The organism is Chondrinema litorale (genome assembly GCF_026250525.1).
Taxonomy (GTDB): Bacteria; Bacteroidota; Bacteroidia; order Cytophagales; family Flammeovirgaceae; genus Chondrinema; species Chondrinema litorale.
In genome coordinates, this window is the sequence record NZ_CP111043.1 from 4,400,024 (window position 1) to 4,425,149 (window position 25,126).

The window sequence follows — 25,126 nt, forward strand, 5'->3', positions numbered from 1 at the left end:
TAGAAAATGGAAATAAAAGTAAAAAGGAGTTACATTGAGACAGCTATCTTCCTATTAGTTATATTCATTATTTATATTACTGGTTGGCAAACCGAAATTGCTGGACTACTTCAAAGAGGAGTAATGTTAACTGGTTTGCATAATGCATCTGTAAAAACTGTTGAGCAGCCTAAAAAATCTCAGCTTAATTTTAGTATAACCTCTCTAGATGGCGAGGAAGTTAATGTTTCTGCTCTAAAAGGGAAAACACTATTTATTAATTTCTGGGCAACTTGGTGCCCGCCATGTATTGCAGAAATGCCAGAAATCGAAAATTTATGGAAAGATGTTTCATCAGAAGAAATTGCCTTTTTATTAATTTCTACAGATGATGAAATGCAAAAAGTGAAAGATTTTATTGATAGGAAAGAATTTGAGTTTCCTGTATATAAATTAAATAGCTCAGTTCCTAAAGAATTATCTTCTAGTTCTATTCCTGCTACATTTATTGTGGCACCAGATGGCTCTATTGTTTATAAACATTCTGGGATAGCCAATTATAATACAGATAGCTTTAAAGATTTTTTGGCAAAAATTCAGAAAGGAATTTAGCAACAATTATCTCAAACAATCTTACTCATTTTTTTATTTTAATCTTTGATGTTTTAGAGTAGTTTTGCCACCTGAAATTACGGTGAAATAAGAGTATTATGATTCAAAGATTACAAAGTATTTTTTTATTTTTAGCATCTCTGGCGATGTTTCTGGTTATTTTTCTACCTATCTGGAATAAAACACTTCCAGAAACTACCGAAGAGTTTGCGGTTCTTACAGCCTTAGATTTAACCTATTCAAAAGATGGCGAAGCTGTAAATAAAATTCAAACTTTCTATATTGCTATTCTCGCTTTTGTAGCTTCAGCAATAGCAATGGGCTCTCTATTTAGTTATAAAAACAGATTATTACAGATGAAGCTCAATTTGGGGAATACCATTGTAATGGCAGCAGTATTAATCTTGAGCACTTACTTTTTATTTGAAGGAGAGAAAATGTTTGCTCCAGATGTTGAAGGACAATGGCGATTAGGTTTCTTTTTAACTCCATTTGCAATGATTTGTAATTCTATTGCCAACCGATTTATTAGAAAAGATGAAAAAATGGTAAGATCGGCAGACCGACTGAGGTAAAATGAATTTATCAACCGAAGAGGAAAAGGCTGATATTATTATTGCAGGAGCTGGTGCAGCGGGTTTGCTTTTAGCATTTCAAATAGCACAAGAACCGAAGTTATCGGGTAAAAAAGTATTATTAATTGACAAAACAAAAAGGTATGGTAACGACCATACCTGGTGTTTTTGGAGCAAAGAAAAAACTCCTTTTGACGATATTCTTTCTAATAGTTGGGAGGAGTTAGAATTTTTGAGCAATTCATTTCAGCAAAACTTCAATCTACAACCTTATAGATATAAGATGCTCAAAAGTGCATCTTTTTATCAATTTGTCTGGCAAAAACTGGCATCACATCCAAATATCCAATTTATTGAAGCTGAAATAAATGATGTTGTTGATAATGAAAAGCAGGTTGAACTGATTTCATCAGCAGGCAATTTCTATTGTGATTTGCTTTTCGATAGTCGATTCAGTCAAGATTGGATTAAACAAATCACCTCAAAGTCTAACCTTCAATTACAGCATTTTTTAGGATATACTATAAAAACTGATATCGATAGTTTCGATCCTGAAACTATTAGAATGTTTGATTTTAGGATTCCTCAATCTGGCGAAGTGAGATTTGTTTATGTTTTGCCATTATCAAAAAATGAAGCTCTCATAGAGTTCACCGTTTTTTCTGGTAATACATTATCAGAAAAAACTTATAAAGAAGTCCTAGAGAATTATATCTCCAATTTTTTTAATATCTCAGATTATCGAATTCTCGAAGAAGAGGCGGGCATAATTCCAATGACAGATTATTTTTTTGAAAGAAAGAATGGTGATAGAATAATCAATATTGGGACACGAGGTGGATTGTGTAAGCCTTCAACAGGTTATGCATTTAATAGAATGTGGCAAGATGCAAAGCATTTAGTTTCTGAACTTGTAAAGCATGAAGCTGAGGTTGAAAAAATCAATTTGAAAAAATTAGAAATAAGGTATCAAATTTACGATGCCATGTTGTTAGATATTATAAGAAGAGATGGCGGGAAAATATCTGAAATATTTACTCAAATGTTTAAAAATAATCCAATACAGCGTGTATTCAGGTTTTTAGATGAAGAGACTACTTTTGCAGAAGACTTTAAAGTGATGAAATCTGTACCCTCATTTCCCTTTTTTATTTCTATTTTTAACCTGTTTAGAAATAGATAAAAACATCATATTTATATAACCAAACTCATCTCTATTTTTGAAAAAGATTCTTCTGGCATCGACACTAAAACCATTGGATGATACCAGAATGTATGAGAAGTTTGGCGTTTCCCTTTCTAAATTTTATCAGGTAATTATTCTGGGTTTTGGCAGTTCTAAGCCGAAGGACCAGGCAAATATTGAGTTTGAAAGTTTATATAAAGGTGAAAGTAAATCGTACATTAGGTTTTTAACTCTCAGAAATTTTCATCGAAAACTCATCTATCACCAACCCGATATAATAATAGTTCATAGCCCAGAATTACTTCCTGTTGCTGGTTGGTATGCGCTTTTTCATCAAGTAAAAATAATATATGATGTTAGAGAAAATTATTTCAATAACATCAGATATCAGCCAAACTATTCTCTTATTTTAAGATATATACTTTCACTTACAGTGAGGTTAATGGAATATACTTCTAACATCTTTGTAAGTAGTTATATACTTGCCGAAAAGTGTTATCATGATGAGTTTAGTTTTCATAAGAAGAATTACCAGATTATACAGAATAAGTTTGTATTGCCAGAAGATTTAGATAAAACTAGCAAAGAAAAAAGTCAATCAGGTTTCAAATTCATTTATACTGGTACAATTTCAGAAGTTTATGGAATTTGGGAAGCAATCAATTTTATAAACCAAATTAATAAAATCGAAGTTTCTGCTACTTTAGAAATAATAGGTCATGTAGTTTCTAATAATTTATTAGAAAAATTAAATAATGCCATTAGAGACAAGCATTATATTCAACTTCAGTATGGAAATCCTTTAGTATCTCATCGTATTATTTTAGAAAAACTACAGAAAGCAGACTTTGCAATTTTGCCCTATAAACCCAATAAAAGTACTTGGGGTTGTATTCCAACCAAAATGTTTGAATGCATTGCTTTAGAAATTCCTATGCTTGTTCAACAGAATAAAAATTGGGAAAATCTATGTAATAGTTATCCTGCTGCTCACTTTGTAGACTTTTCTAAACTCGACCCATATGAATTACTAGAAGAACTTAAAAGCAAGAAGTTTTATAAGAATAAACCCCAACGAGAGGTTTTATGGAAAGAAGAGGAAAAGAAATTATTAGCTTTTGTAGCTGAAAGTTAAAATCAGAAACTAAATTTGTTTTCCTTAAAATTAGACAGAAGGAATAAAAATTAATTGGAAATGGATTTTAGTAGTGCCGAGGAAAATTATCTTAAGGCTATTTATCATCTTTCTGAACAACAAAAAGAGGAGGTAAGCACCAATTCTATCGCTGATGAGTTGCAAACTAAACCAGCTTCTGTAAGTGATATGCTTAAAAAGCTAGCGGCTAAAAAGGTTATCAATTATGTGAAGTACAAAGGTGTAACGCTTACAAACAAAGGAAGGAGTGTAGCATTGTGGATTGTGCGAAAACATAGGCTTTGGGAAGTGTTTTTGGTTGAAAAGCTCAAGTTTAATTGGGACGAAGTGCATGAAGTGGCAGAGCAGTTGGAGCATATTAAATCCAGAAGAATGATTGAAAGGCTTGATAAGTTTCTGGGTTTTCCCAAATTTGATCCCCACGGTGATCCGATACCTGATAAAAATGGCAATATAGCTGTGCTTACAGCCAAACCACTTGCAGAAGGCATAACTGGTAATTCTTATAAAGTAGTTTCTGTAAGCGATAGCGATGCGGCATTGCTGCAATACCTCGATAAAATGGGTATTTCCATAGGAACTGTGCTGCAAATAACAGATAAGATTGTTTATGATAGTTCAATTGAAATAAATATTGAAAAGCAGAACCGACAGCAATTAATCTCTAAAATGGTTTCAGAAAATATACTCGTAGTAGACATTTAAATAAAAACACATAATCGTTATTCGTCAGAATTAACAACAAACAAATAGCTAATTAATATGAAAGATATAATCGATTTAGAACTTCTTACCGATATTGTTAAAACCCCTGGTGCACCGGGTTATGAGTCTCGAATCAGAAATAGAGTGATAGAAGAGATAAAGGATCTTGTTGATGAATGGTATATCGATCATATCGGAAACCTGATTTGTGTAAAGAAAGGAAGCAAAAATCCTGATGGTAAAAAACTGATGTATGCGGCTCATTTAGACGAAATATCATTTATGGTAACCCATATCGATGATGCTGGATTCTTAAAGTTTCATACCTTAGGTGGCTTCGATCCCAAAACACTTACTTCTATGAGAGTAATTGTACATGGTAAAGAAGATTTACCTGGTGTAATGGGTTGCAAGCCAATTCACATTATGTCTCCAGAAGAAAGAACCAAAGCTCCTAAGATTAGTGATTTCTATATTGATTTGGGATTGAGCAAAGAAGAGGTTGAAAAGTATGTATCAGTAGGAGATACGATTACCAGAAAGCAAGAAATTATTCAAATGGGTAACCTAATAAACGGAAAATCTTTTGATAACAGACTTTCTGTTTATATTCTAATTGAAACATTAAAGCAGTTAAAAACTATCCCTTACGATTTATACGCTGTTTTTACAGTACAAGAAGAAGTGGGACTGAGAGGTGCAAGTGTAGCGAGTCATGGGATAAATCCAGATTTTGGTATTGCAATAGATGTTACTATTGCTAATGATACGCCAGGTGTTCCGGGGCACGAAAAAGTTACTGAACTTGGAAAAGGAACCGCAGTAAAGATTTTTGATGCTAGTACGATCTGTGATTATAGAATGGTAGATTTCCTGAAAAGGACAGCAACCAATAGCGAAATTACATGGCAATCTGAGATTTTAACTGCAGGTGGTACAGATACAGCAGGAATACAGAGAATGGGAAAAAATGGAGCTATTGCAGGTGCTCTTTCAATTCCTTTAAGATATGTGCATCAAGTTATAGAAACAGCTCACCCTGAGGATATTAAGTCGACTATAGATTTACTTGTAAAGGCTTCTGAAAGCATAGATACTTACAATTGGGAGCACAGATAAGTGTAAGTAATGGGTAAGAATTATGACGAAAGTCAAGATTTTATGGAATTATTCGTCATTTTTTTTCATTTTAATTATATATAGTTGTAAATTTAAAGCAGTAAAAATAAAATAGATATTACACTATGGGAATGTTAAGGTTTCTTGATTCAGTTGGAATGTTCGGCGTTGCCGTATTCTTTTTAGTCCTTGTAATTGGACTCATCTTTCTTTTCAAATTTCTTATTGAAAAGCGTAGTGGTGAGCTAATTTCAGAAAATAGAAATTCAGATTTTCTTACTAAGAAATTCTACTCTGTTGATGTAAATAAGTACAGTGGTCTTTTTGCTAACATTGGTATAGCGATCAGTTTGGCAATGGTACTTGCAGCTTTCGAATATCCTGATTTCGATGAGCAAGAACTTGTTGACCTTGGTACTCTTCAAGCTGAAGTAGAAGAAATGATGGAAATTCCTCCTACAGAGCAATTACCTCCTCCTCCTCCAAAAATTGAAACTCCTCAAATTGTAGAGGTTCCAGATGAAGAGGAAATTGAAGAAGAAATCGAGATCGACCTTGACATGGAAGCTGATGAAGAAACTGTAATTGAAGAAATTATAGTTGAGGAAGAGCCCGTTGAAGAAGAAACAGTTCAAGAAATTTTCGAAATTGTAGAAGAAAGTGCTGAGCCAGATGGCGGTTATGCAGAATTCTACAAATACGTGAAGAAAAAAATTAAATACCCTAACCAAGCAAAAAGAATGGGTGTTGAAGGTAAAGTATACGTGCAGTTCGTAGTAGATACTGATGGAACAATTATCGATGTAAAAGCGATTAGAGGTATCGGTGCAGGATGTGACGAAGAAGCAGTAAGAATCTTACAAGGTTCTCCAAAATGGAAGCCAGGTAAGCAAAGAGGTAGAGCTGTAAAACAAAGAATTGTACTTCCTATCAACTTTAAGCTTGGATAAGCTTTAAAAGCTAAGAGCAAAAAACTATATTTGAGCCTGACAATTACGATTGTCAGGCTTTTATTTTTCTGTTTTTTGCCTGAATAAGATGAGGAATGAGATACCATTACTGAATATTTTATTTAGAATTGAAGATGGCGAAGATGTAGGAAACAGTAAAAATCTGTTCGAAAATGCCTATAATGTCATCAGATTACAAGATGTAAAAGATGCATCGCATTGTTTAAAAAGAGTCCACAGGTGTGGGTTTAATGGGATTTACCTGCAATTAGAAGGTAAATCTATCCATCATTTAGACGAAAAGAATCTCGAACTAGAAAAGAATGATCTACTTTTCTTAAGAGAATTTCAAGTTCATCAACTTTGTTCATTAAGTGACAATAGCAAAGGTTATTTGTTGATTTTTAGTCACTTCTTCTACGAAACGTTCACTGAAAAAACATTTCTTGCTTCTTTCTCTTTTTTTAGTGAAAATAATAGAGACTTTCCTGTACAAAAAATATCTAAACAAGCTGCTATAGAGCTAAAAGATATTTTTGAACACTCCATTACAGAATTTACTTTGCATAATACCAACAAAAGAATTGATCAAATTCTCTGGGCATATTTGCATATTTTACTAATTAAAACAGAACAAAGCATTGGACTACATGAGTCGAATTATATAGATCATGGCACACCTTTATTTCTTCGGTTTGAAGAATTGCTACAAGAAAATTTCGCAGAGCATCTTTCTGTTGCCAATTATGCAGAAATGTTGAGTATTTCGCCTAATTACCTTAATCATATTTGTAAAAAAATACATGGCAAAAATGCCAAAAGGATAATTGATGAGCGTCTATTATTAGAAGCAAAAAGACAATTATTTTCCGGAAAACAATCTGTGTCCGAAATTGCTTTTAATCTTAACTTTAAAGATGCTTCTTATTTTAGCCGCTTTTTTAAAAAACTTAGTGGCGAAAACCCTGAAACTTACAGGAATAAGCATATATTAGAATGATTTTTAAATAAGCAATAATATTCGCGATGTACAAAATTAATGACATATTGGTGGCATTGGATTTATCAGCAATGGATGATGTATTGTTGAAGTATGCTGCTAAAATATCTAAACACTTACAACCTGAAAAAATATATTTGACTCACGTTGCCAAAGAGAAAGATTTACCGGAGGAATTAGTGAAAGCTTATCCGGGTTTAATCACTCCTTTGGATGAAATATTGGGTAACCAGATTAAAAGTAATTATGAAAAATTCTTTGACGAAGAGCTCAAGGCTAAAGTTGAAGTGATAGTTACTGAAGGTAGTCCCGAAAAAATAATTCTAGATCTGGTAAAAGATAAAGATATAGAGTTGGTTTTACTCGGTAGAAAAAATGATTTAAAAGGAGAAGGTGTAAAAGCACATAAATTGGCGAAGATTCTCCCTTGTACAATTGGATTTGTACCAGAGATTCTTCCTGAATCTTTTAATAAAATCTTAACTCCAACAGATTTTTCTAGCAGTTCGCAGATGGCTCTTGAGTTTGCTGCCACTGTTTCAGAGATGAATCCTGGCTCAACAATTACTTGTTTTCATGCCTATAATATACCAAGCGGATACTCTTCAACAGGTAAATCTTTCGAAGAGTTTTCTGATATTATGAAGGATAATGCAAAAAAGAGGTTTGATGTTCAAATGAAGAATTTATCTTGGGAAGATACAAGCAGCATTTCCTGTAAATTTGAATTAACCGAACAAGGAGAAGAAAGTGAGACTATGTACGATTTTGCTGTAGAAGAAGGTTACGATGCAATTGTAATGGGTTCTAAGGGAAGAACTGGAATGGCTTCGCTCTTACTTGGAAGTACAGCAGAAAAGCTCATTGAATTCAACAAAAGTTTGCCGGTTTTCATTGTGAAAAATAAGAAGAGCAACATGAGCTTTATCGATGCTTTGTTGAAACTCTAATTATTTAGAAATAATAAAAGAACTGTGAGCAGGAATTGTATTTTTTGATAAATTCTTGTTTACAGTTTTAAATATAATCTCACCCTTTAGAAGTTCATTATCAAATTTTTGAGACTTCTTACCTAAATTATGCACAATTAGAATTTTTTCATCACCCAGAATTCTGTAATAGCATAGCACTTTTTTCGATTTAGGTTTCACTACTTCTATTTCACCTTCTCTCAATATGCTATTATTTTTCCTTAGTTGAATCAGGTTTTTATAGTGATTGTAGATTGAGGTTGAATCTGCTACTTGAATATCTAATGCATTTAAAGTTGATGCTGTATTGTATTCTGGCTCAATCCATTTTGTAATTCCTGTATCATCTTTAGCTGACCATAAAAAAGGCTCTCTTATCTTTTCGTCAGGTTTTATACCTAACATGCCGAGCTCTTCACCGTAGTAGATAAATGGTGAGCCGGGCAACGTAAGTAATATAGAAGCCGCCAATTTGCCTTTCTCTAAATTGCCATCTAACTCAGAAAGAATCCTGTTTTGATCGTGGTTGGTAGTAAAGATGGCATCATAAAAATCTGGTCTGGTTTCTTTATACAATTTTCTTGAAGTAATAAATTTGTCTAGCAATTGGCTAGCATCTTCATTTTTTAAAGCTTCTTGAAGCGTAAAACTCAAATCAAAATTAAAAATAGCATGCAAGCCATTTAAAAACGGTGCGATTACTTTGGCTTCATCCCAAACTTCTCCAACTAAAAATACATCTGGCTTCGCTTTTTCCATTTCATTTCTAAAAGCAATCCACCATTCTACAGTATCATCTATTCTATCATCTGGGTAAATGTGTTTGGCTGCATCTAACCTAAAACCATCAATATTTATTTCTGTAAGCCAGAATTTTCCAATTTTATAAACTTCTTCTCTCACCGTTGGATGATCGTAGTTCAGATCGGGCATGCCTTTCCAAAAGAAACCAAAATACTTTTCTTCATTTCCGGGAGCTTCGTTCCAGAGGTATTTATTGTCGGAGTCACCAGTTACTTCTTTAGTTTCTCCAACTTCTTTAATTGTGTCTAAATCTGCCCAAATGTAGAAATCTCGATAAGGATTATCTTTGCCTTTTATAGATTCTTTAAACCATTGATTTTGATCTGATGTATGATTGATTACCAAATCTAAAATCACCTTCAAATTTCTTTGGTGGGCCTCTTCTACAAAATGCTTAAAATCTTCTAAAGTGCCATAATCTTTATGTATATCATAATAGTCGATTACATCATATTTATGATAAGAAGGTGAGGGATGAACAGGCATTAACCAAATTGCTTCTGCACCTAAATCTGCTATATAATCGAGTTTTTGAGTAAGTCCTTGTAAATCTCCGATGCCATCGTTATTCGCATCAAAAAATGATTGAACAAAAACTTCGTAAGTAACTCCACCATTTCTGTAAGCGAGTTTTCCGGTTTGCTTAGAAGCTTTATTTTTCGATGACATATTATCTTTATTTTCCTTTTGAGATGAATCACAAGAAAGCAAAACCAACGACGATATTACACTGAATAGAAATATGAAAGCAGTATTTTTCATCATTCAATTGCTTATTCATCTTTAGTCAATTTGAAAATGAGTGCTTCAAGTGGAGGCAAATCGAATTCTAAGTCATTTCCTGTTTTGAAGCTTTTATTATTCAATTCGTGTGGATCACCCAGCACCTGCTGCAATTTAAAAGAACTTCCATCTAAAATTGCAGAAAGATCGGAAGGTATTGAAAGCGAGATTTGATGATTATTATCTGAACTAAAATTGCTGATAATAAGCAAAGACTCTTCAGTAGAATTTCTTAAATAAACATAGCATTTATTTGAAACACCACTTTCATCTTCTTTAATTAAAGGCTGTAAATCAATAAATTTTCCATTTGCTATTGCTGAACTGCTCTTCGTAAAATTCAGCAAGTCTTTATAGAATTTTCTTAAGCCTTTTTGTTTTTCATCCAGTAGTGCACCGTCAAAAGCACCATCGTTCATCCATTTCTGATGTGCAGGAACACCCCAATAATCGAAGATTGTTGTTCTGCCATCTTCACCTCCAAATCCTTCTGCATCGGCACCAGTTTCACCTACTTCTTGACCGAAATAAATCATAACTGGTCCGCTATACATGGTAGCACTTAGTAACATGGCAGGAATAGCATTTTCCGCTTCACCAGCAAAATCTGGACTCGCAATGCGCTGTTCATCGTGGTTTTCGAGAAAGCGCAGCATATGCTTATTGATGCCATTTAGGTTTTGCCAAATTTCAGTAAGATTTGCGGTGCTGCCTTTATCTTGAATGATATTTTTTAGTGTATCATACAATTGCACTTTGTCGTACAAAAAATCAAATTTGCCGGTATCTATATAATTTCTGTATGCATCAGGATTATAGATTTCTGCAATAAATATTATTTCTGGATTCACTTTCTTCACTTCTGTAACAGCGTAATTCCAAAACTCTACAGGAACCATTTCTGCCATATCACAACGGAAAGCATCTACACCTTTTCCTGCCCAATATTTTAAGATATCTGTCATTTTGAGCCAAGTATCTGGAACAGTATCGAAGTGGGTTGCTCTGTCGTTTTGATAATCGACACCGTAATTCAGTTTAACTGTTTCAAACCAATCATTAATACTTGGGTTTGCACTAAAAACATCATTACCAGTAGCTTTTGCTGGGTTCTCCTCAAACATTCCATCTTTTGTAGGGAAAGTGTTGTCTCCTAATGCTTGGTAATCTTCAGGGACTTTAAAAGCTTGATTTGTAATGTAGTAGAAGTTATTGTTAGGGTCAAAAGCTTTGCTTGTATCATCGTCTTCTCCGAGGTCTTTTACATCTTCTGGTTTTGCATCTGAAATATAATTTCTGGCAACATGGTTAGGTACAAAGTCGATAATCACCTTTAAGCCTTGTTGGTGAGTTCTTTCTATCAATGCTTCGAACTCTTGCATTCTGTTTTGCACATTATCTGCAAGGTCTGGGTTTACATCGTAATAGTCTTTTATAGCATATGGTGAACCAGCTCTGCCTTTCACAACATCCGCATCATCTAAAGAGATTCCGTATTCTGTATAATCTCTAATTACAGCATGTTCTATTGCACCAGTATACCACACATGCGTGATACCCAGCTCTTTAAGTTCTGTTAAAGCTTTATCATTGATGTCTTTAAACTTGCCAACACCATTTTCTTCTATCGTTCCCCAAGGTTTGTTAGTTGAATTTTTATTTCCAAAAAGTCGGGTCATCATCTGGTAAATAATGATTTTATCGCCTTGTGGATTTTCATCTAAAATGAGTTCTTGAGAAAGTTTAGATTCATCTTTCTTTTGACAATCTGCCATAAATAGAATTATAAATAAGATGGGAATAATTGCAGTTAAGTTTTTCATTTTCATACTGTTTACATCACCAAATTAACTTATGGTTGTTATACTAAACAATACTAAAATGAAATAATCAGAATCGTAACAAAAAATGTTGTTTTGGTTGGTTTTTTCTAAAAAAGACTAATCCTAAATCAAAAAGATCGATGGATAGCATCACCTCAGAATGATTTTTAATTGCTTCCCAAGCTTCACCCATATCTTTTGTCCAATATATATCATCAAACACAAAAACTGTATTTTCATGTGCTTTTTCTAAGCAAGCATGAAAGTATTTGAGTGTGGCTGATTTTCTGTGGTTTGCATCAAAAAAAACAAAGTCTACCTTATCGTTTTTTTGTAATGCTTTAGGTAGAGTCTCATCTATATTGCCTTCTACCGCTTTAATATTGACATTAAGTTTTTTAAAGTTTTGTTGAGCAATTTTTAAAGTCTCAGGGCAGCCTTCAAAAGTGCTTACATTCCCTTTGTGCCAAGCTTTTGCAAGATAAAGTGTATTAATGCCAAGTGAAGTGCCTAATTCGAAAATGGTTTCTGGTTTTAAAAATTCTATTAATCTAAAAAGCATCTGGCCAGTTTTTTCATCACTCAAAGCGTATTTTGCCATTTTAGAAACGCTTCTTTGGTTAGATTTAAAAACCTTAGAACCTGCGCCAAAGTCTTTCACTTCTATCACTGAATCACTTTCTAATAAGTCGATACGAAGGTCTTCAATATCATCAAAAGCATAGAAATACTTATTTGAGTTAATAACTTCATTATACAACTTAAAAACAAAAGGCGAGTGGATCCCATGCGCATTTGTTGCTTTTAATTGGTAGTTGAGATAGTGTTTAGCAGTAAAAATTTTGTCCGTCACGTATTTTTAGATTTGCAATTTAGCCTGAAAGATAAACAGCTAAGAAATGAATAAAAAGTGTTTAAAATAATAGTCTTGCAATCAAATCATTTTTCTACGATATCTGCTTAATGTATTCTTTAAAATGGATAATTCTATAGTATAAGATTGATCGACATTTTATGTATTTTGGCTTTTTTAAACTAAACGAAACAAGGGTGGTACGAAAAATTCTACTTTTTGCGATTGTCTCAACTTTTTGCTTAAACCTCAAAGCACAACAATATAAAGAAATTTCCAGAGCCGAAATTAAAGATAAAATCTATGCTTACTGGATAGGGCAAATTGTAGGTACAAGTCTGGGTTTCCCTTTTGAAAATTGCTATGTGGAAAAAGAGATGCCGATTATGGTAGATAGGTATTACACCATAAAAGATAATACGCCAGATCTAACAATGAATTTAGACGATATTCGTGGTTACTTGCCCATTGTTGCTGAAGGGCTAGATGGAATTCTTTCTGATGATGATACCGATATTGAGTTGGTTACCTTGCATGCAGTAGAAAAATACGGTTTAGACTTAAACTATACTGAAATTACTGAAATGTGGAAAAAACACATTAACAGGCAAATTTGGGTAGCAAATAAAACAGCCAGAGATTTAATGGAAACTGGAATGCTTCCACCAGAAACTGGCAAAAAAGAAAATAATGAAAACTGGTTTCAAATAGACCCGCAACTGGTAAATGAGATTTGGAGTGTGTTTTATCCCGGCATGACGCAAAAAGCAGCCGAGCGAGCAGAATGGGGAGCAAGAATTACGAACGACGATTGGGGAACACATCCGACAATTGCTTATGCAGTGATGTATAGTGCCGGATTTTTTGAGAAGGATGTAAATAAATTGGTTGATCTTGCTTATGCACAAATTCCAGATGGAAGCCCTTTTAAAGAAGGCATGCAAGATGTAATTAAATGGCATAATGAAGAAAAAGATTGGAAGAAGACCAGAAAGAATATTCACGAAAAATACTATGCATATAAGAAGGGAGATTATGAAGCACCTGTCTCAGTAGTTTCTTCGCTCAATAATGGTTTGTGTGGCATTATGGCTATTTTATATGGTGAAGGAGATTTTGAAAAAACCATTAGTATTGCTGTTTCGGCTGGTTACGATTGCGACAACCAAGCGGCAACAAGTGCTGGTTTAATTGGAATTATGAGTGGCTCTAAAGTGATTCCAGAAAAATACACATTGGGTCTGAGGGGCGAAAAAAAGTGGAGTGAGCCATTTAACGATAGGTATGTAAATTACAGTAGAGATAATTTGCCAGTAACTTTTAGCATAAAAGATTTAAGCGAAAGAGTTTTGAAAATTACTGAACAGGCCATCTTTTATAATGGTGGAAGAATGTTCGAAAAAGACGGCGAAGTTTGGTATAGTATACCAGTAGATTATTAAGATTACTTATAGAAGTTGACTAAAGTTGTTGTTTTGAACCTAAAGAAATAGCTTAAAACCAATTCATTATCAGCTTTAGGGGTTGTCAATTCTTAAAAAATTTAGAAATTTGCCAAATAAGCTTTTAAGCATAATTAAAATATTAAAAAATAATGAAGTTACTTGAAGGTAAAAATGCACTGATTACAGGCGCATCGAAAGGAATAGGAAAATCTATTGCTATAAAATTTGCAGAACAAGGAGCGAACGTAGGTTTTACCTACCTTTCTAGTGTAGAGAAGGGAGAAGCACTTGAGAATGAATTAAAGGAGTATGGCATTAAAGCAAAAGGTTTTCGTTCTGATGCTTCTAATTATGCTGCTTCTGAGCAATTGATCAACGACTTTGTAAAAGAATTCGGTTCTTTAGATGTGTTGATTAACAATGCAGGTATTACTAAAGATGGTCTTTTAATGAGAATGTCTGAAGAGCAATACGACGATGTAATCAATGTAAACCTAAAATCAGTATTCAATTTAACCAAAGCTGCTTGTCGTACTTTAATGAAGCAGAAAAGTGGTTCAATTGTAAACATGAGTTCTGTGGTTGGAGTAAGAGGTAATGCTGGTCAGGCTAACTACGCAGCTTCTAAAGCAGGTATTATTGGTTTCACAAAATCAGTAGCATTAGAGCTTGGTTCTAGAAACATTAGAGCAAACGTAATTGCTCCGGGCTTTATCGAAACTGAAATGACTGGAATTCTTGATCCTAAAGTGGTGGAAGAATGGAAAAATGCTATTCCATTAAAGAGAGCTGGTAAGTCTGAAGAAGTGGCTGATTTGGCTGTATTCCTTGGTTCAGATATGTCTCAGTACATCACAGGACAAGTTGTAGAAATTAATGGAGGTATGAATACCTAATAGTAAATGATATAAAAAAATAAATCCCGTTGCAAAACGGGATTTTTATTATCTAATAAATTTATTTTTCGATATCGTCTCTTCCTTTGAGTTTTTTGTCTTCCACATTCTTGTTTAAAAACTTGTTCAACTCATCAATCGAGTAAGTTGATTCAATTTCACCGGAAGAGTTAACTTTTATATCAAAACCATCCAATTCGTTGTGAACTTTGGGTTTCTGCTTATTTTTACTTTTTTTCATGGGTTTGATTTTGTTTTTTCAATTATAAAACAGGAATATCATATAAATCGTTCGGTTATAGCATTTTAGCTTATACTGATATAATCATTTAAAGAGCATTACTGTTTTACTAAATTTATTTTTTGTACTTGGAGGAGATTGTTAAAGTTGAAAATGTAGTCAAAAGGTATGACAAACACCTTGCGCTGAATAATGTAAGTCTTTCTATTCCCAAAGGTAGTATTTATGGTTTATTAGGGCCAAATGGCGCAGGTAAAACTTCGCTTATTAGAATTATTACCAGAATTACAGTGGCAGACCAAGGTAATGTATACTTTAACAATGAGCCACTTTCCCCGCAGCATACAAGTAGAATGGGCTATTTGCCAGAAGAAAGAGGTTTGTATAGAAAGATGAAAGTGGGAGAGCAGTTGATGTATCTTTCTAGATTAAAAGGCTTATCTAAACACGAAGTAAATCAAAGACTTAAGTATTGGGTTGAAAAATTTGAGATTAAATCGTGGATGAATAAACAAGTGGAAGAGCTCTCAAAAGGGATGCAACAAAAAATTCAGTTTATAGCCACTGTACTTCACGAGCCTGAATTACTTATTCTAGACGAACCTTTCTCAGGCTTCGATCCGGTAAATGCCAATGTGATTAAGAAAGAAATTTTAAGATTAAAAAATAAAGGTTGTTCAGTGATTTTTTCTACACACCGCATGGAATCGGTAGAAGAACTTTGCGACAACATTGCACTAATCAACAATTCTAAAAAAGTAATTGAAGGCACAAAAGAAGAAATTAAGGCATCTTTTAGCACCAATACTTTTACTGTACTTACAAACAAAGCTATTGAACCAAATGGTTTAGATATCGAAGTGCTGGAATCTGCACAGGCTGGCAATTATGTGAAAAACTGGATTAAATCTACAGACAAAAATCTCAATGCACTCATTTCTGGCTTAGTTACAGATTATGAGATTCACGAAGTAAAAGAGCATATTCCTTCTATGGATGAGATTTTTATAAAAATGGTTGGTACTAAAGAAGAGGAGAACATTGATGAGTAATAAAATATCTTTAATAATTTCCAGAGAATACTTTACCAGAGTAAGAAAGAAGTCTTTTATCATCATGTCGATACTTGGACCTCTTTTGCTTGCAACTATTTATATCGTGCCGATCTGGCTTACCCAAACCGGAACTGAAGATAAAATAATTGCTATAAAGGATGAAAGTGGTCTTTTTGCTGGAAAGTTTAAAGATGATGATAAAACCTTTTTTATAGATATTGACGAGAAGAATTGTGATGATGCCAAGATATCATTTTTAATGAATGATTCTCTTTCTGCCTTACTTTGTATTCCAGCAATTAATATAGATAATCCGCAAGGCATCAGATTATATTCCAGACAGGGAGAAGGTGTTTCTGCAGTATTAAAATCTATGATTACTTCTATTATTCAGAAAGAAATAGAGAAGCTTAGATGGCAAAAAATAGGTGTAAATCAGAAAGTAATTAATCGTGTTAATGCCAATGTATCTGTCGATTTATTAAATATTAGTGACGATGGTGAGCAAGATATGAGTGTGGTTGCTTCCACCATTATAGGCATGTTAGGAGGCTTGTTAGTTTATTTCTTTACCTTTTTATATGGTGCTCAGGTGATGCGTGGGGTAATTGAAGAAAAAACAACCAGAATTGTAGAGGTGATTATCTCATCAGTAAAACCATTTCAATTAATGATGGGGAAAATTATAGGCATTGCAGCAGTAGGCTTTACTCAGTTAATGATCTGGGTATTATTAGGCATAATCGTAATTAGTGTTTCCAGTCTGGTTTTAGGGATTGATTATAGCGAAATTAATGGAACAGCCAATTCTGGAATGGTACAACAAGCTGGTTCAGAAGTAGTAGATCAAGCGAAAGAAATGCCTCAAAACGAAATGCTAAAGGCGATAAGTACTATTAATTTTCCATTGATCTTAGGCGCATTTGTATTTTACTTCTTGTTCGGGTATTTACTCTATGCTGCACTTTTTGGTGCAATTGGTGCTGCTGTAGATAGCGAGACAGATACACAGCAATTTATGTTACCAGTTACAGTACCACTCATTATTTCCATAGCGGTTTCAGGCATCATCGTATCTGAACCAAATGGTGCTATTGCCATGTGGTTATCATTTATTCCACTTACTTCACCTGTAATTATGATGATCAGGTTGCCATTTATTGGAGTAAATTGGCAATTGTTTGTTTCAATGGGAATTTTGGTTTTAGGTTTTATTATTGCCACGTGGTTAGCTGGAAGAATCTATAGAGTTGGTATATTAATGTATGGTAAAAAAGCCAGTTTTAAAGAGCTAATTAGGTGGATGTTTTATCAATAGGACTTACGCATTTAAGTTAAAAATGATAATAGGATTAGCAAGAATCTGTTTAAGATAGTTGCTGAACGGAAGTACTTTGATTTGATAGAGTGTTGTTTTCAACTGTTTTGCAAGGAGTTTCAGCCCTATCCAAGCCTGGTAGCAGCAAGCTAGATGGTTCCTCTGGGAGATTGCCTTTCGGCATTGGCACTTCTCAGAGCCTGTAAGCTGTTTGTATTCCCTGTGGAACTGCTCAATCTGCCATCTGATCTGGGATTCGTTTTCGGCCTCAAATACATTCATCCTGTCCGATAGATCATTTGTGATCACCCATTCAATGTCCCCGTTTAGGGAGACTATCTTGAATAATTTGACGGGGTAAGGGTATTTTTTGAGTTTGACCTGTACGCCTTCCAGCAGTTGCCTACCGGAAAGCTCGACTGTGCCCACAGCCTGCATCCCTGTGTCTCTGGATAGGCTGACTTGGCGGTTGCTCTTCAGGGTAGTGAAGAATGTCCAGCCGCTTCTGTGCACAAGCTTAAGGTTGTCCATGGAAGCATACCAGCTGTCAAAAAGTATCTTTTTGGCTTTCAGGTCTTTACGCATGGTCATTCGGGTGAACATCTCCTGGAAATGGTCATTCTTGGTCTTCTTATCCGTTTCTGGGTGGTAGATTCGGTAATCGATAGGATAGTAATCCCCATCAATGCCATTGCTGTGTACCATGTTTACCAGATTGATCCCATTGACTAGGCCATGCTCATTGCCTGAGTACTGCCTTTTGGCCAATTCTATATACCGGGAATACCTCTTTGCCTGAACACTGTCATCGACAAGGATAAATGAGTCTGGGCTATCTTGGAGATGGCCCTTGACAATATCCCACAGGTCGGAAGAGGTAAATTTAGAATGGGCTAGAAAACGTGTGACTTGGTCATGACTGACATCCATAGAATGGGCTGCCATGTGGGTACAGGTATAATTCCCGTGAGTATGGAGAAGATATGATATGTACAGAGATTTATCCATATAAATTAGTATTAAAAAAAACAATCTCTCAAATTTTGAGCATTTTTGCTAGAGAAATTTAATATTGCGTAAGTCCTAATCAATAAACTTTAGCGAATATTGAATTTAAATCCTAAAGCAGCTTCAAGGCCGCTAAAATCTCCACTGCCTAAATTTCTTGAATCATCAACTAAAGCTACAAGCCTGTAATTTAATCCAATATTAATGGCCATTTTGGGAGCTATAAACATATTTGCTCTAATACCAGGAGTAATTACTAATACTTTGTCTTTAGTTCTGCCATCGACTACAGCACCTTCTACAGTATTTAATTTGCTAATACCTGTACCGATAAATAATGGAGTAGAAATCGAAATTAATTTTGTGGGTTGGTATAAATACTCAAGTGCGAGTCCGCCATAATAAAGATGGTAAAATACATCAGGGTCTTCTTCTGCAGATGGTTGAAAATTACTCATAGTAGTCTCAAAGCCTAAGCCTGCTTGTATTTTATCAGTAAATTTCCTTTTTATATTTATCCCAAAAATAGGAGTGGCATCACCTTTAAAGTTGGCAATTTTAATTTTTACTTCTCCATAGTAAGTTGCATCAATAGGTTCAATTACTTTTTTAACTACCGTATCTTGATAAGAAATAAATGGATCAAAATTATGTGCCTTTGAAATGGGCGAAGAAAGTATAAATAATAAGATGATAGAAAGTATAGTAGTAAATTTATCCATAGAGCTTGTTCGCTTTTTTTACTGAATATAAGCAATGATTATATATTGAAGCTCTTTAAATTGTAAACAAAAGTAAATACCGATTTCAATTGGATATTATCTTAAAATTTATTCCTTTAACCAACACATAACTTTGTATATAACCGTATAGAAAGATAATATCTAATATATCACCATTACTATCATTATTGAATAGCTCAATTTTTTACTATGCGCTTGGTGTTGTTTTTTGTAATTGTAAATGCCTCATTTTTAAGTTCTTTGTATGCTCAAGAATATCAAGAAAATCTTGAAAGAGATGTACTAACATTTACAGATATTACCTCAAATGTAGATCGAGATAAACCTCAAATTTTCTCTGCCAGTAGATCGAATAAAGTTATAAATGATTTACCATTTACAGTGACGGTAATTGAGCGCGAAGAAATCTTAAAAAATGGCTATGTAACACTGGTAGATGTGTTAAAAAGTATGCCGGGGATTAAGGTTTCTCAACCAGGTTCAGGTGAGGAAGGGGAAACTTTTTTGTTTAGAGGATTTATAGGAAATACCTATACCAAAATTCTTATTAATGGAATTCCCATTCAGCCTTCTGTTTTGGGAGGCATACCACTTGGTGCGCAATTACCGATTAGGCAAGCCGAAAGAATTGAAATAATTTATGGTTCTTCTTCAGCATTATATGGAGCTGATGCAACTGCCGGAGTAATAAACATTATTACTAAAAAAGCAGATAAAGGATTTTTTGCTCAAGGAAATATAGAAACGGGAAGTGATGGCTATAAATACCTAAACTTTATGTTGGGTGGAAAAACAGGTAAGGATGTTAATACGATTACCTATTCGATTTATGGCTCAAGTTTTAAAAGAGACCGACTAGATATTTATGAAGGTCACAAAGATATTTACAATCCCATGTATTATGTTTTGCTAAACGATACTGATATATATTTTGATTGGGATGGATATGGATTCACTCCAGAAGATCCACTAGATTTTTCAGAAGAATATCTAGATGAAAGGTTTGAAGAAGCCGATGTTCCAGAAGATATTCAAAAAGAAATAAAAGAAGATTACTTTGTCGATAATTTGTTGAATTACCGTGATAAGCTGCAAACCATCTCTCAGCAGTCTAATATGTTGGGAGCTGAGATTACTTACAAAGGTTTTAGATTAACAGCAAATAGTATGTATCGTAGAGATTATCCTTCTTTGGGTAGAAGTAATTATCTTTATACATATGAATTCCCTCAAATATATTTTGCAGAAACCATTCAGCGACTCACACTAAGCTATAATAATAACCTAACTGATAATTTAAGTACTACCACTAACTTTTCTTATTTAAGACACAGGCAAGATAAGAACACCACTTTTTCTGCCACGTACAATGATGGCAATTTTTCTTATATCTATCAGGCATCAGACGATTTTTTTTGTGAGCATTTAGTGAGTTATAATTTCCATAAAAACTTTGAGTTGGTTACCGGAATTTCATTTCAATACTCTAGTAACTTACCTAAAACCAATGAACTTTTCGAGCCATTCGATCCGCAAAATTATAAGCCATTTAAAGATTATATACCTGAGCCCGATCCGATATTAGGTGATTTTGGCTATAATCCGGTAAACTTTAAGAATATAGCAGGCTTTATTCAACTTTATGCCACTTACCAAAAGTTTAATTTGATTGCAGGTTTTAGGGCAGACAATAGTTCTTTGTATGGTGCTACTTTTAATCCAAGAGCTGCGGCGATTTATAAGTTTACAAGTTCGACCAGTATAGAAGCTTCATTTGGTACAGCTTTTAAAGCTCCGGCATCTTCTGTTATCTATTATTCATTGGGCTTAACTTACGATATTCCAGACAGTCTTGCCATTTATGCAGTTACACCCAATACCGATTTAGAACCAGAAATTTTTCAATCTTTCGAAAGTAGTATAAAGCATAATTTTTCGGAGAATTTAAATTTAAGCGTATCTTTTTTCTACAATAGAATCACCAACTTGATAAAAGGTGTGGTAATTCCGATTGATACATTAAAATATCCTAATGCTAGTCCTTTTGATTCTGATACGCGAACCAATATTAATAGCAATGAGGCAAAAGCATCTTTAGCTGGTTTACAAGTTTCTTTGCGAGGTAGAAATTTGATCAAACCCATTAATGCAGGCTTTGATTTAAATATTACTTTTTCTGAAGGCAAAGAACGATTAGCAGAAAATAAAGGTAATCTCAATGATTTTAGAATGATGCCAGAGTTTATGGCTCAGTTAAAACTAAATTTTACCTTGTTTGAAAAGCTATATCTAAATTTTGAAAATATTTGTATGGGTGGATGGTATAGAAGATATACACCAAGTTATGAGGCATTTAATAATCCATTATTCAAAAATGATGGATATTACACATTAGATATATTGGCAGATTACAAAGTGAGCGAAAATGTATCGGCATTTTTTAGGATGAAAAATGTTTTTGATGCAAAGTATGGTGGTATTGGAGCTACAGGTTTAGATGTAGATTTATTATACAATCCACAACTGGCAAGAAATACTCAAGTAGGTTTGCGATTTAACTTGAATTGAGTCTAATTTTAAAATAAATTAATTCGGGCAGGCAGATGTTGAAAATTAAACCTGAGTCTCAACATAAAATAAAAATGCATTACAACTCTGTAGTTTTTACTTACAGGGGTGCTGTATTTTTTGTTCTTAGCTGCTTTGTTCTAAGCACTGGTTTCTCTCAAAGTCAATCAGACTCATTAGTAATTAACAAGGTAGATACATTAAATCTCAGAACAGAAACGCTACTCAATCAAAATAGAATAGAAGAGGCCTTAGTCATGTCAGACAGTTCTTGGGTTTTGGCAAATTTGGTTTCGTATAATTATGGCAAAGCGCTGTGTTTGCATAATAAAGCAGTAATTAATGGATTGAGAGAAGTTTATACCATTGCAGTAAGAAATTATTTAGAAGCTAACAGCTTGCTTATTTCTACAGATAGTGCAGATTATAATTTACTCACCAATAACCTCATTGAAGTAGCAAAAATTTACGAGAAACAGAATGCCATGCAAACGGCAACAGAGTATTATAATGAAGCTTATTCAATTTATAATAAAGAAAAAAACTTTGATGGACAGATTGAGGTTTTGACAAAAGCTGGGAATATTAATATTGCACTCAAAGATTATGATGATGCCATTACGAGTTTTGAGCGGATACTCAATATCTATAAAATTCAGTCTCATATATTAGGTCAGCTTAAAACCCTGAGTAAGCTTATAAACATCTACAACCTTAACTCAAATTACAAGTTCGCATTAGCTCGAAATCAAGAATTGCTTTCTATTTATTTTGCGATTAAAGATACTGTCGGGCTGGCTGCTACTTATAATAATATCGGTTTCACTCATTCTAAACTTGGCGATTACGAACAGGCATTAGAGAGTTATATGCAGGCTTATGAGCTAGATGAAAAAATATATGGTGATGGTATAGAAAATGAAAAAACACTCTTAAATATAGGTATAACCTATCAAAATCTGGGAAAGCCTGAATTGGCAATAGATTATCTGAATGAAGTTTTAGCGATTAAAGATGGCAAAAACGATTGGGTAGGAGCAGCCAAAATCCACGATTTAATCGCAAAGGTTTATTTGCAAAACAACGATTACCACAATGCGAATGAACATGCCGAAAGTGTCATAGAGAAATCTCAAATGGGTGGTTCTGGGGAAGTGCTTGCTGAAGCCTATAGTTTAAAATCTGAGATACTACAATATTACGGTGATTACGAAGAAGCTTTGCAATTCTATAAAATGCATCTCTCTGTAAGGGATTCCATTTTACGAGAAAGGAATGTTGAAACTGAAAGGTTGAGAAAGCTAAACGAAGAGCTAGATAGAAAAGATCAGGAGCTTAGAGAGAAACTTGCCGAAGAACAAAGGCAGGATTTTGTAAATAAACAGTTGATGCAAAACTTGCAGTTGCTCGAAGCTGAGAAGGAGATTCAAGAGTATGTACGCAAAGAAGAACAACTTGAAAACGACAAAAAAATAAGGCAAGTCGAACTGGAAATACAAAGACTTAAAATTATCAATCTGGAGGAAGAGCAACGGCGTAAAGAACTTGAAATAAAAGATCGGGAAAGATCGCGCTTAGAAGAACTGCGAAAGAGTGAAATGCTAGAAGCAAAAAATAAATTGCAACAAGCTGATCTTCAAAAAAAGGAAAGTGCATTAATGCTAAAACAGAAAGAGCTCGAATTGAAAAATCAAGTTTCAATGGTGGGCAAAATTATCTTTCTTTTTGTGATTGTTGGCTTTATCATGACGATTATGTGGCTTTATACAGCTCGCAGGCAAAATAGAATTTTAGCAGTTCAGAAAGATGAAATCAATAATAAAAACATTGAGCTAGAACATAAGACCGAAGAAGTGCTCACGCAATCGGAAAACCTGAAAAAGGCAAATGAAGAGATTATTAAAAGCCATGATGAATTAGAGCGCAAGAATAATGAGATTGAGAAACAAAACTCAGAGTTGGCAGATCAGCGAGATGCTATTAGAAATTCTTACAGTCAATTAGAAGATACACTTAAGCAGTTAAAAACGGCTCAAATAAAGTTAATAGAATCAGAAAAAATGGCTTCTTTGGGTCAATTAACAGCCGGTATAGCACACGAAATTAATAATCCTATAAACTTTATATCTGGCAATATAAATCCGCTTAAAAGAGATATAGCAGACATTAAGCAATTGCTTGAAAAGGTGAGGGGTTTCGAAAATGGATACAATAAAGATGAACTCATTTCTGATATTAAAAACCTTTGTAGTCATCTAGAATTGGATATATTAATTGGCGAGGTTGATGACTTATTATTTGGTATTGAAGAAGGTGCATTACGTACAAAAGAAATTGTATTAGGTTTAAGAAACTTCTCCAGATTAGACGAAAACGATTATAAACTTGCAGACATAAATCAAGGATTAATCTCAACTATTACCTTATTAAAAAGCAAAATGCGTGACCGCATAGAGCTGCATACAGATTTTGGAAATATTCCTAAAGTAGACTGCCTGCCAGGTCAAGTTAATCAGGTATTTATGAACATCGTAAACAATGCTATACAGGCGATTAATAGCAAAGGGAATATATTTATTAAAACGAGTATGCTTGATGAAAAAAATGTAGCGATCGAAATAAAAGATGATGGAAGCGGAATTGATAACAATATAAAAAACAGAATTTTTGATCCATTTTTTACTACAAAGGATGTAGGTGAGGGAACGGGTCTCGGCCTATCGATTTCTTATGGAATTATTAAAGAACAGCATCAGGGAGACATTATAGTGGAATCTGAAAAAGGGGAAGGAACATCTTTTAAAATATTTCTTCCAATTAGACAGAAAAAATCATAAAATAATATTTTTTTAATATAAAAAATTACTACCTTCGCACGCCGAAATTTAGATCCACCAGATATATGGTAGTTAAGGGTTTCGATTTTTTAAGATGAAAAACTTACATCTTAAGAATTATAAACAAATTTTAAAAAATCAATAAACTAAAAAACTGTTAAATATAAAAAAGCAGTTCAACACTATGCGTTTATTCAATTCAGATTTTGTGATTAAGAAAGGGTTAGATAAGCTCGTTGCAGCTACTATGCTTTTATTAATGATAATAGCACTTTCAACCCAGTTTGTGTAACGGTACCGTATAACGGGTAAATACGAACCAGTGAAAAAGGGGGAGTTCTTCAAAGGAATTCCCTCTTTTTTTTGTTCTCATTTTAAATTCTAAATGAATAGAATTATTATTTATTTATTAAGTGAAAATATGTAGCAAAGACTGATATTAAAGTAAGTGTGCGAGTTTAAAGTAAAGTAGTTAGCCAACATATAGAATGGGTTTAAT

At 33.8% G+C, this 25,126-nt stretch carries 21 protein-coding genes; 15 read left to right on the top strand and 6 right to left on the bottom strand.

Annotated elements, in window-relative coordinates:
• The first annotated feature begins 6 nt into the window (after positions 1 to 6).
• The 9 genes from OQ292_RS18185 (at position 7) to OQ292_RS18225 (ending at position 8,232) form a co-directional block, all read left to right on the top strand.
• Positions 7 to 591 (top strand): TlpA family protein disulfide reductase, encoded by a 585-nt coding sequence (locus OQ292_RS18185; RefSeq protein ID WP_284683569.1) that lies wholly within the window; start codon positions 7 to 9, stop codon positions 589 to 591.
• Between the two features lie 98 nt (positions 592 to 689).
• Positions 690 to 1,166, top strand: coding sequence for a DUF4293 domain-containing protein (locus OQ292_RS18190; protein ID WP_284683570.1), 477 nt, complete (start codon positions 690 to 692; stop codon positions 1,164 to 1,166).
• A gap of 1 nt (position 1,167) precedes the next feature.
• A complete protein-coding gene (locus OQ292_RS18195) occupies positions 1,168 to 2,349 on the top strand; it encodes a lycopene cyclase family protein (protein WP_284683571.1) in 1,182 nt (393 codons plus the stop codon).
• Positions 2,350 to 2,386: 37 nt separating this feature from the next.
• Complete coding sequence (locus OQ292_RS18200; protein WP_284683572.1) at positions 2,387 to 3,487, top strand: glycosyltransferase family protein; 1,101 nt, start codon at positions 2,387 to 2,389, stop codon at positions 3,485 to 3,487.
• A 60-nt stretch (positions 3,488 to 3,547) separates the two neighbouring features.
• A complete protein-coding gene (locus OQ292_RS18205) occupies positions 3,548 to 4,213 on the top strand; it encodes a metal-dependent transcriptional regulator (RefSeq protein WP_284683573.1) in 666 nt (221 codons plus the stop codon).
• 57 nt (positions 4,214 to 4,270) lie between these two features.
• On the top strand, positions 4,271 to 5,332 hold the full coding sequence (locus tag OQ292_RS18210; RefSeq protein WP_284683574.1) for a M42 family metallopeptidase: 1,062 nt from the start codon (positions 4,271 to 4,273) through the stop codon (positions 5,330 to 5,332).
• A 131-nt stretch (positions 5,333 to 5,463) separates the two neighbouring features.
• Positions 5,464 to 6,282, top strand: a complete 819-nt coding sequence (locus OQ292_RS18215) for an energy transducer TonB (protein ID WP_284686020.1) — start codon at positions 5,464 to 5,466, stop codon at positions 6,280 to 6,282.
• 88 nt (positions 6,283 to 6,370) lie between these two features.
• Positions 6,371 to 7,282: a helix-turn-helix domain-containing protein gene (locus OQ292_RS18220; RefSeq protein WP_284683575.1), complete on the top strand. Its 912-nt coding sequence runs from the start codon at positions 6,371 to 6,373 to the stop codon at positions 7,280 to 7,282.
• A 26-nt stretch (positions 7,283 to 7,308) separates the two neighbouring features.
• Positions 7,309 to 8,232, top strand: a complete 924-nt coding sequence (locus OQ292_RS18225) for a universal stress protein (protein WP_284683576.1) — start codon at positions 7,309 to 7,311, stop codon at positions 8,230 to 8,232.
• On the opposite strand, the gene OQ292_RS18230 is transcribed toward OQ292_RS18225, so the two are convergent.
• From OQ292_RS18230 to OQ292_RS18240, 3 genes are all read right to left on the bottom strand, one after another.
• A complete protein-coding gene (locus OQ292_RS18230) occupies positions 8,233 to 9,822 on the bottom strand; it encodes an alpha-amylase family glycosyl hydrolase (protein ID WP_284683577.1) in 1,590 nt (529 codons plus the stop codon).
• A gap of 8 nt (positions 9,823 to 9,830) precedes the next feature.
• A complete protein-coding gene (locus OQ292_RS18235) occupies positions 9,831 to 11,663 on the bottom strand; it encodes an alpha-amylase family glycosyl hydrolase (protein WP_284683578.1) in 1,833 nt (610 codons plus the stop codon).
• A gap of 67 nt (positions 11,664 to 11,730) precedes the next feature.
• On the bottom strand, positions 11,731 to 12,516 hold the full coding sequence (locus tag OQ292_RS18240) for an O-methyltransferase (protein WP_284683579.1): 786 nt from the start codon (positions 12,514 to 12,516) through the stop codon (positions 11,731 to 11,733).
• A 197-nt stretch (positions 12,517 to 12,713) separates the two neighbouring features.
• Here OQ292_RS18240 and OQ292_RS18245 point away from each other — a divergent pair, with 197 nt between their 5' ends.
• Together OQ292_RS18245 and fabG are read left to right on the top strand one after the other, a co-directional pair.
• On the top strand, positions 12,714 to 13,958 hold the full coding sequence (locus tag OQ292_RS18245) for an ADP-ribosylglycohydrolase family protein (RefSeq protein WP_284683580.1): 1,245 nt from the start codon (positions 12,714 to 12,716) through the stop codon (positions 13,956 to 13,958).
• Between the two features lie 152 nt (positions 13,959 to 14,110).
• On the top strand, positions 14,111 to 14,857 hold the full coding sequence (fabG, locus tag OQ292_RS18250) for a 3-oxoacyl-[acyl-carrier-protein] reductase (RefSeq protein ID WP_284683581.1): 747 nt from the start codon (positions 14,111 to 14,113) through the stop codon (positions 14,855 to 14,857).
• Between the two features lie 61 nt (positions 14,858 to 14,918).
• Here fabG and OQ292_RS18255 read toward each other — a convergent pair whose 3' ends face one another.
• A complete protein-coding gene (locus OQ292_RS18255; protein WP_284683582.1) occupies positions 14,919 to 15,098 on the bottom strand; it encodes a hypothetical protein in 180 nt (59 codons plus the stop codon).
• A 128-nt stretch (positions 15,099 to 15,226) separates the two neighbouring features.
• On the opposite strand from OQ292_RS18255, the gene OQ292_RS18260 reads away from it, so the two are divergent.
• Together OQ292_RS18260 and OQ292_RS18265 are read left to right on the top strand one after the other, a co-directional pair.
• Positions 15,227 to 16,150, top strand: coding sequence for an ABC transporter ATP-binding protein (locus OQ292_RS18260; protein WP_284683583.1), 924 nt, complete (start codon positions 15,227 to 15,229; stop codon positions 16,148 to 16,150).
• Positions 16,143 to 17,471, top strand: a complete 1,329-nt coding sequence (locus OQ292_RS18265) for an ABC transporter permease (RefSeq protein WP_284683584.1) — start codon at positions 16,143 to 16,145, stop codon at positions 17,469 to 17,471. The genes OQ292_RS18260 and OQ292_RS18265 overlap by 8 nt, the downstream gene beginning before the upstream one ends.
• Before the next feature lie 3 nt (positions 17,472 to 17,474).
• Here OQ292_RS18265 and OQ292_RS18270 read toward each other — a convergent pair whose 3' ends face one another.
• Together OQ292_RS18270 and OQ292_RS18275 are read right to left on the bottom strand one after the other, a co-directional pair.
• Complete coding sequence (locus OQ292_RS18270) at positions 17,475 to 18,479, bottom strand: IS701 family transposase (protein ID WP_284683585.1); 1,005 nt, start codon at positions 18,477 to 18,479, stop codon at positions 17,475 to 17,477.
• A gap of 89 nt (positions 18,480 to 18,568) precedes the next feature.
• A complete protein-coding gene (locus OQ292_RS18275) occupies positions 18,569 to 19,201 on the bottom strand; it encodes a hypothetical protein (RefSeq protein WP_284683586.1) in 633 nt (210 codons plus the stop codon).
• Between the two features lie 210 nt (positions 19,202 to 19,411).
• Here OQ292_RS18275 and OQ292_RS18280 point away from each other — a divergent pair, with 210 nt between their 5' ends.
• Positions 19,412 to 21,790 (top strand): TonB-dependent receptor plug domain-containing protein, encoded by a 2,379-nt coding sequence (locus OQ292_RS18280; RefSeq protein WP_284683587.1) that lies wholly within the window; start codon positions 19,412 to 19,414, stop codon positions 21,788 to 21,790.
• 35 nt (positions 21,791 to 21,825) lie between these two features.
• On the top strand, positions 21,826 to 24,627 hold the full coding sequence (locus tag OQ292_RS18285; RefSeq protein WP_284683588.1) for a tetratricopeptide repeat protein: 2,802 nt from the start codon (positions 21,826 to 21,828) through the stop codon (positions 24,625 to 24,627).
• The last annotated feature ends 499 nt before the right edge of the window (positions 24,628 to 25,126 follow it).

Coding starts and splice junctions, on each gene's coding strand:
- OQ292_RS18235 (WP_284683578.1), bottom strand. CDS start 11,663: ATGAAAAACTTAACTGCAATTATTCCCATCTTATTTATAATTCTATTT.
- OQ292_RS18185 (WP_284683569.1), top strand. CDS start 7: ATGGAAATAAAAGTAAAAAGGAGTTACATTGAGACAGCTATCTTCCTA.
- OQ292_RS18265 (WP_284683584.1), top strand. CDS start 16,143: ATGAGTAATAAAATATCTTTAATAATTTCCAGAGAATACTTTACCAGA.
- OQ292_RS18205 (WP_284683573.1), top strand. CDS start 3,548: ATGGATTTTAGTAGTGCCGAGGAAAATTATCTTAAGGCTATTTATCAT.
- fabG (WP_284683581.1), top strand. CDS start 14,111: ATGAAGTTACTTGAAGGTAAAAATGCACTGATTACAGGCGCATCGAAA.
- OQ292_RS18275 (WP_284683586.1), bottom strand. CDS start 19,201: ATGGATAAATTTACTACTATACTTTCTATCATCTTATTATTTATACTT.
- OQ292_RS18280 (WP_284683587.1), top strand. CDS start 19,412: ATGCGCTTGGTGTTGTTTTTTGTAATTGTAAATGCCTCATTTTTAAGT.
- OQ292_RS18230 (WP_284683577.1), bottom strand. CDS start 9,822: ATGATGAAAAATACTGCTTTCATATTTCTATTCAGTGTAATATCGTCG.
- OQ292_RS18215 (WP_284686020.1), top strand. CDS start 5,464: ATGTTAAGGTTTCTTGATTCAGTTGGAATGTTCGGCGTTGCCGTATTC.
- OQ292_RS18210 (WP_284683574.1), top strand. CDS start 4,271: ATGAAAGATATAATCGATTTAGAACTTCTTACCGATATTGTTAAAACC.
- OQ292_RS18255 (WP_284683582.1), bottom strand. CDS start 15,098: ATGAAAAAAAGTAAAAATAAGCAGAAACCCAAAGTTCACAACGAATTG.
- OQ292_RS18225 (WP_284683576.1), top strand. CDS start 7,309: ATGTACAAAATTAATGACATATTGGTGGCATTGGATTTATCAGCAATG.
- OQ292_RS18270 (WP_284683585.1), bottom strand. CDS start 18,479: ATGGATAAATCTCTGTACATATCATATCTTCTCCATACTCACGGGAAT.
- OQ292_RS18190 (WP_284683570.1), top strand. CDS start 690: ATGATTCAAAGATTACAAAGTATTTTTTTATTTTTAGCATCTCTGGCG.
- OQ292_RS18285 (WP_284683588.1), top strand. CDS start 21,826: ATGTTGAAAATTAAACCTGAGTCTCAACATAAAATAAAAATGCATTAC.
- OQ292_RS18195 (WP_284683571.1), top strand. CDS start 1,168: ATGAATTTATCAACCGAAGAGGAAAAGGCTGATATTATTATTGCAGGA.
- OQ292_RS18220 (WP_284683575.1), top strand. CDS start 6,371: ATGAGGAATGAGATACCATTACTGAATATTTTATTTAGAATTGAAGAT.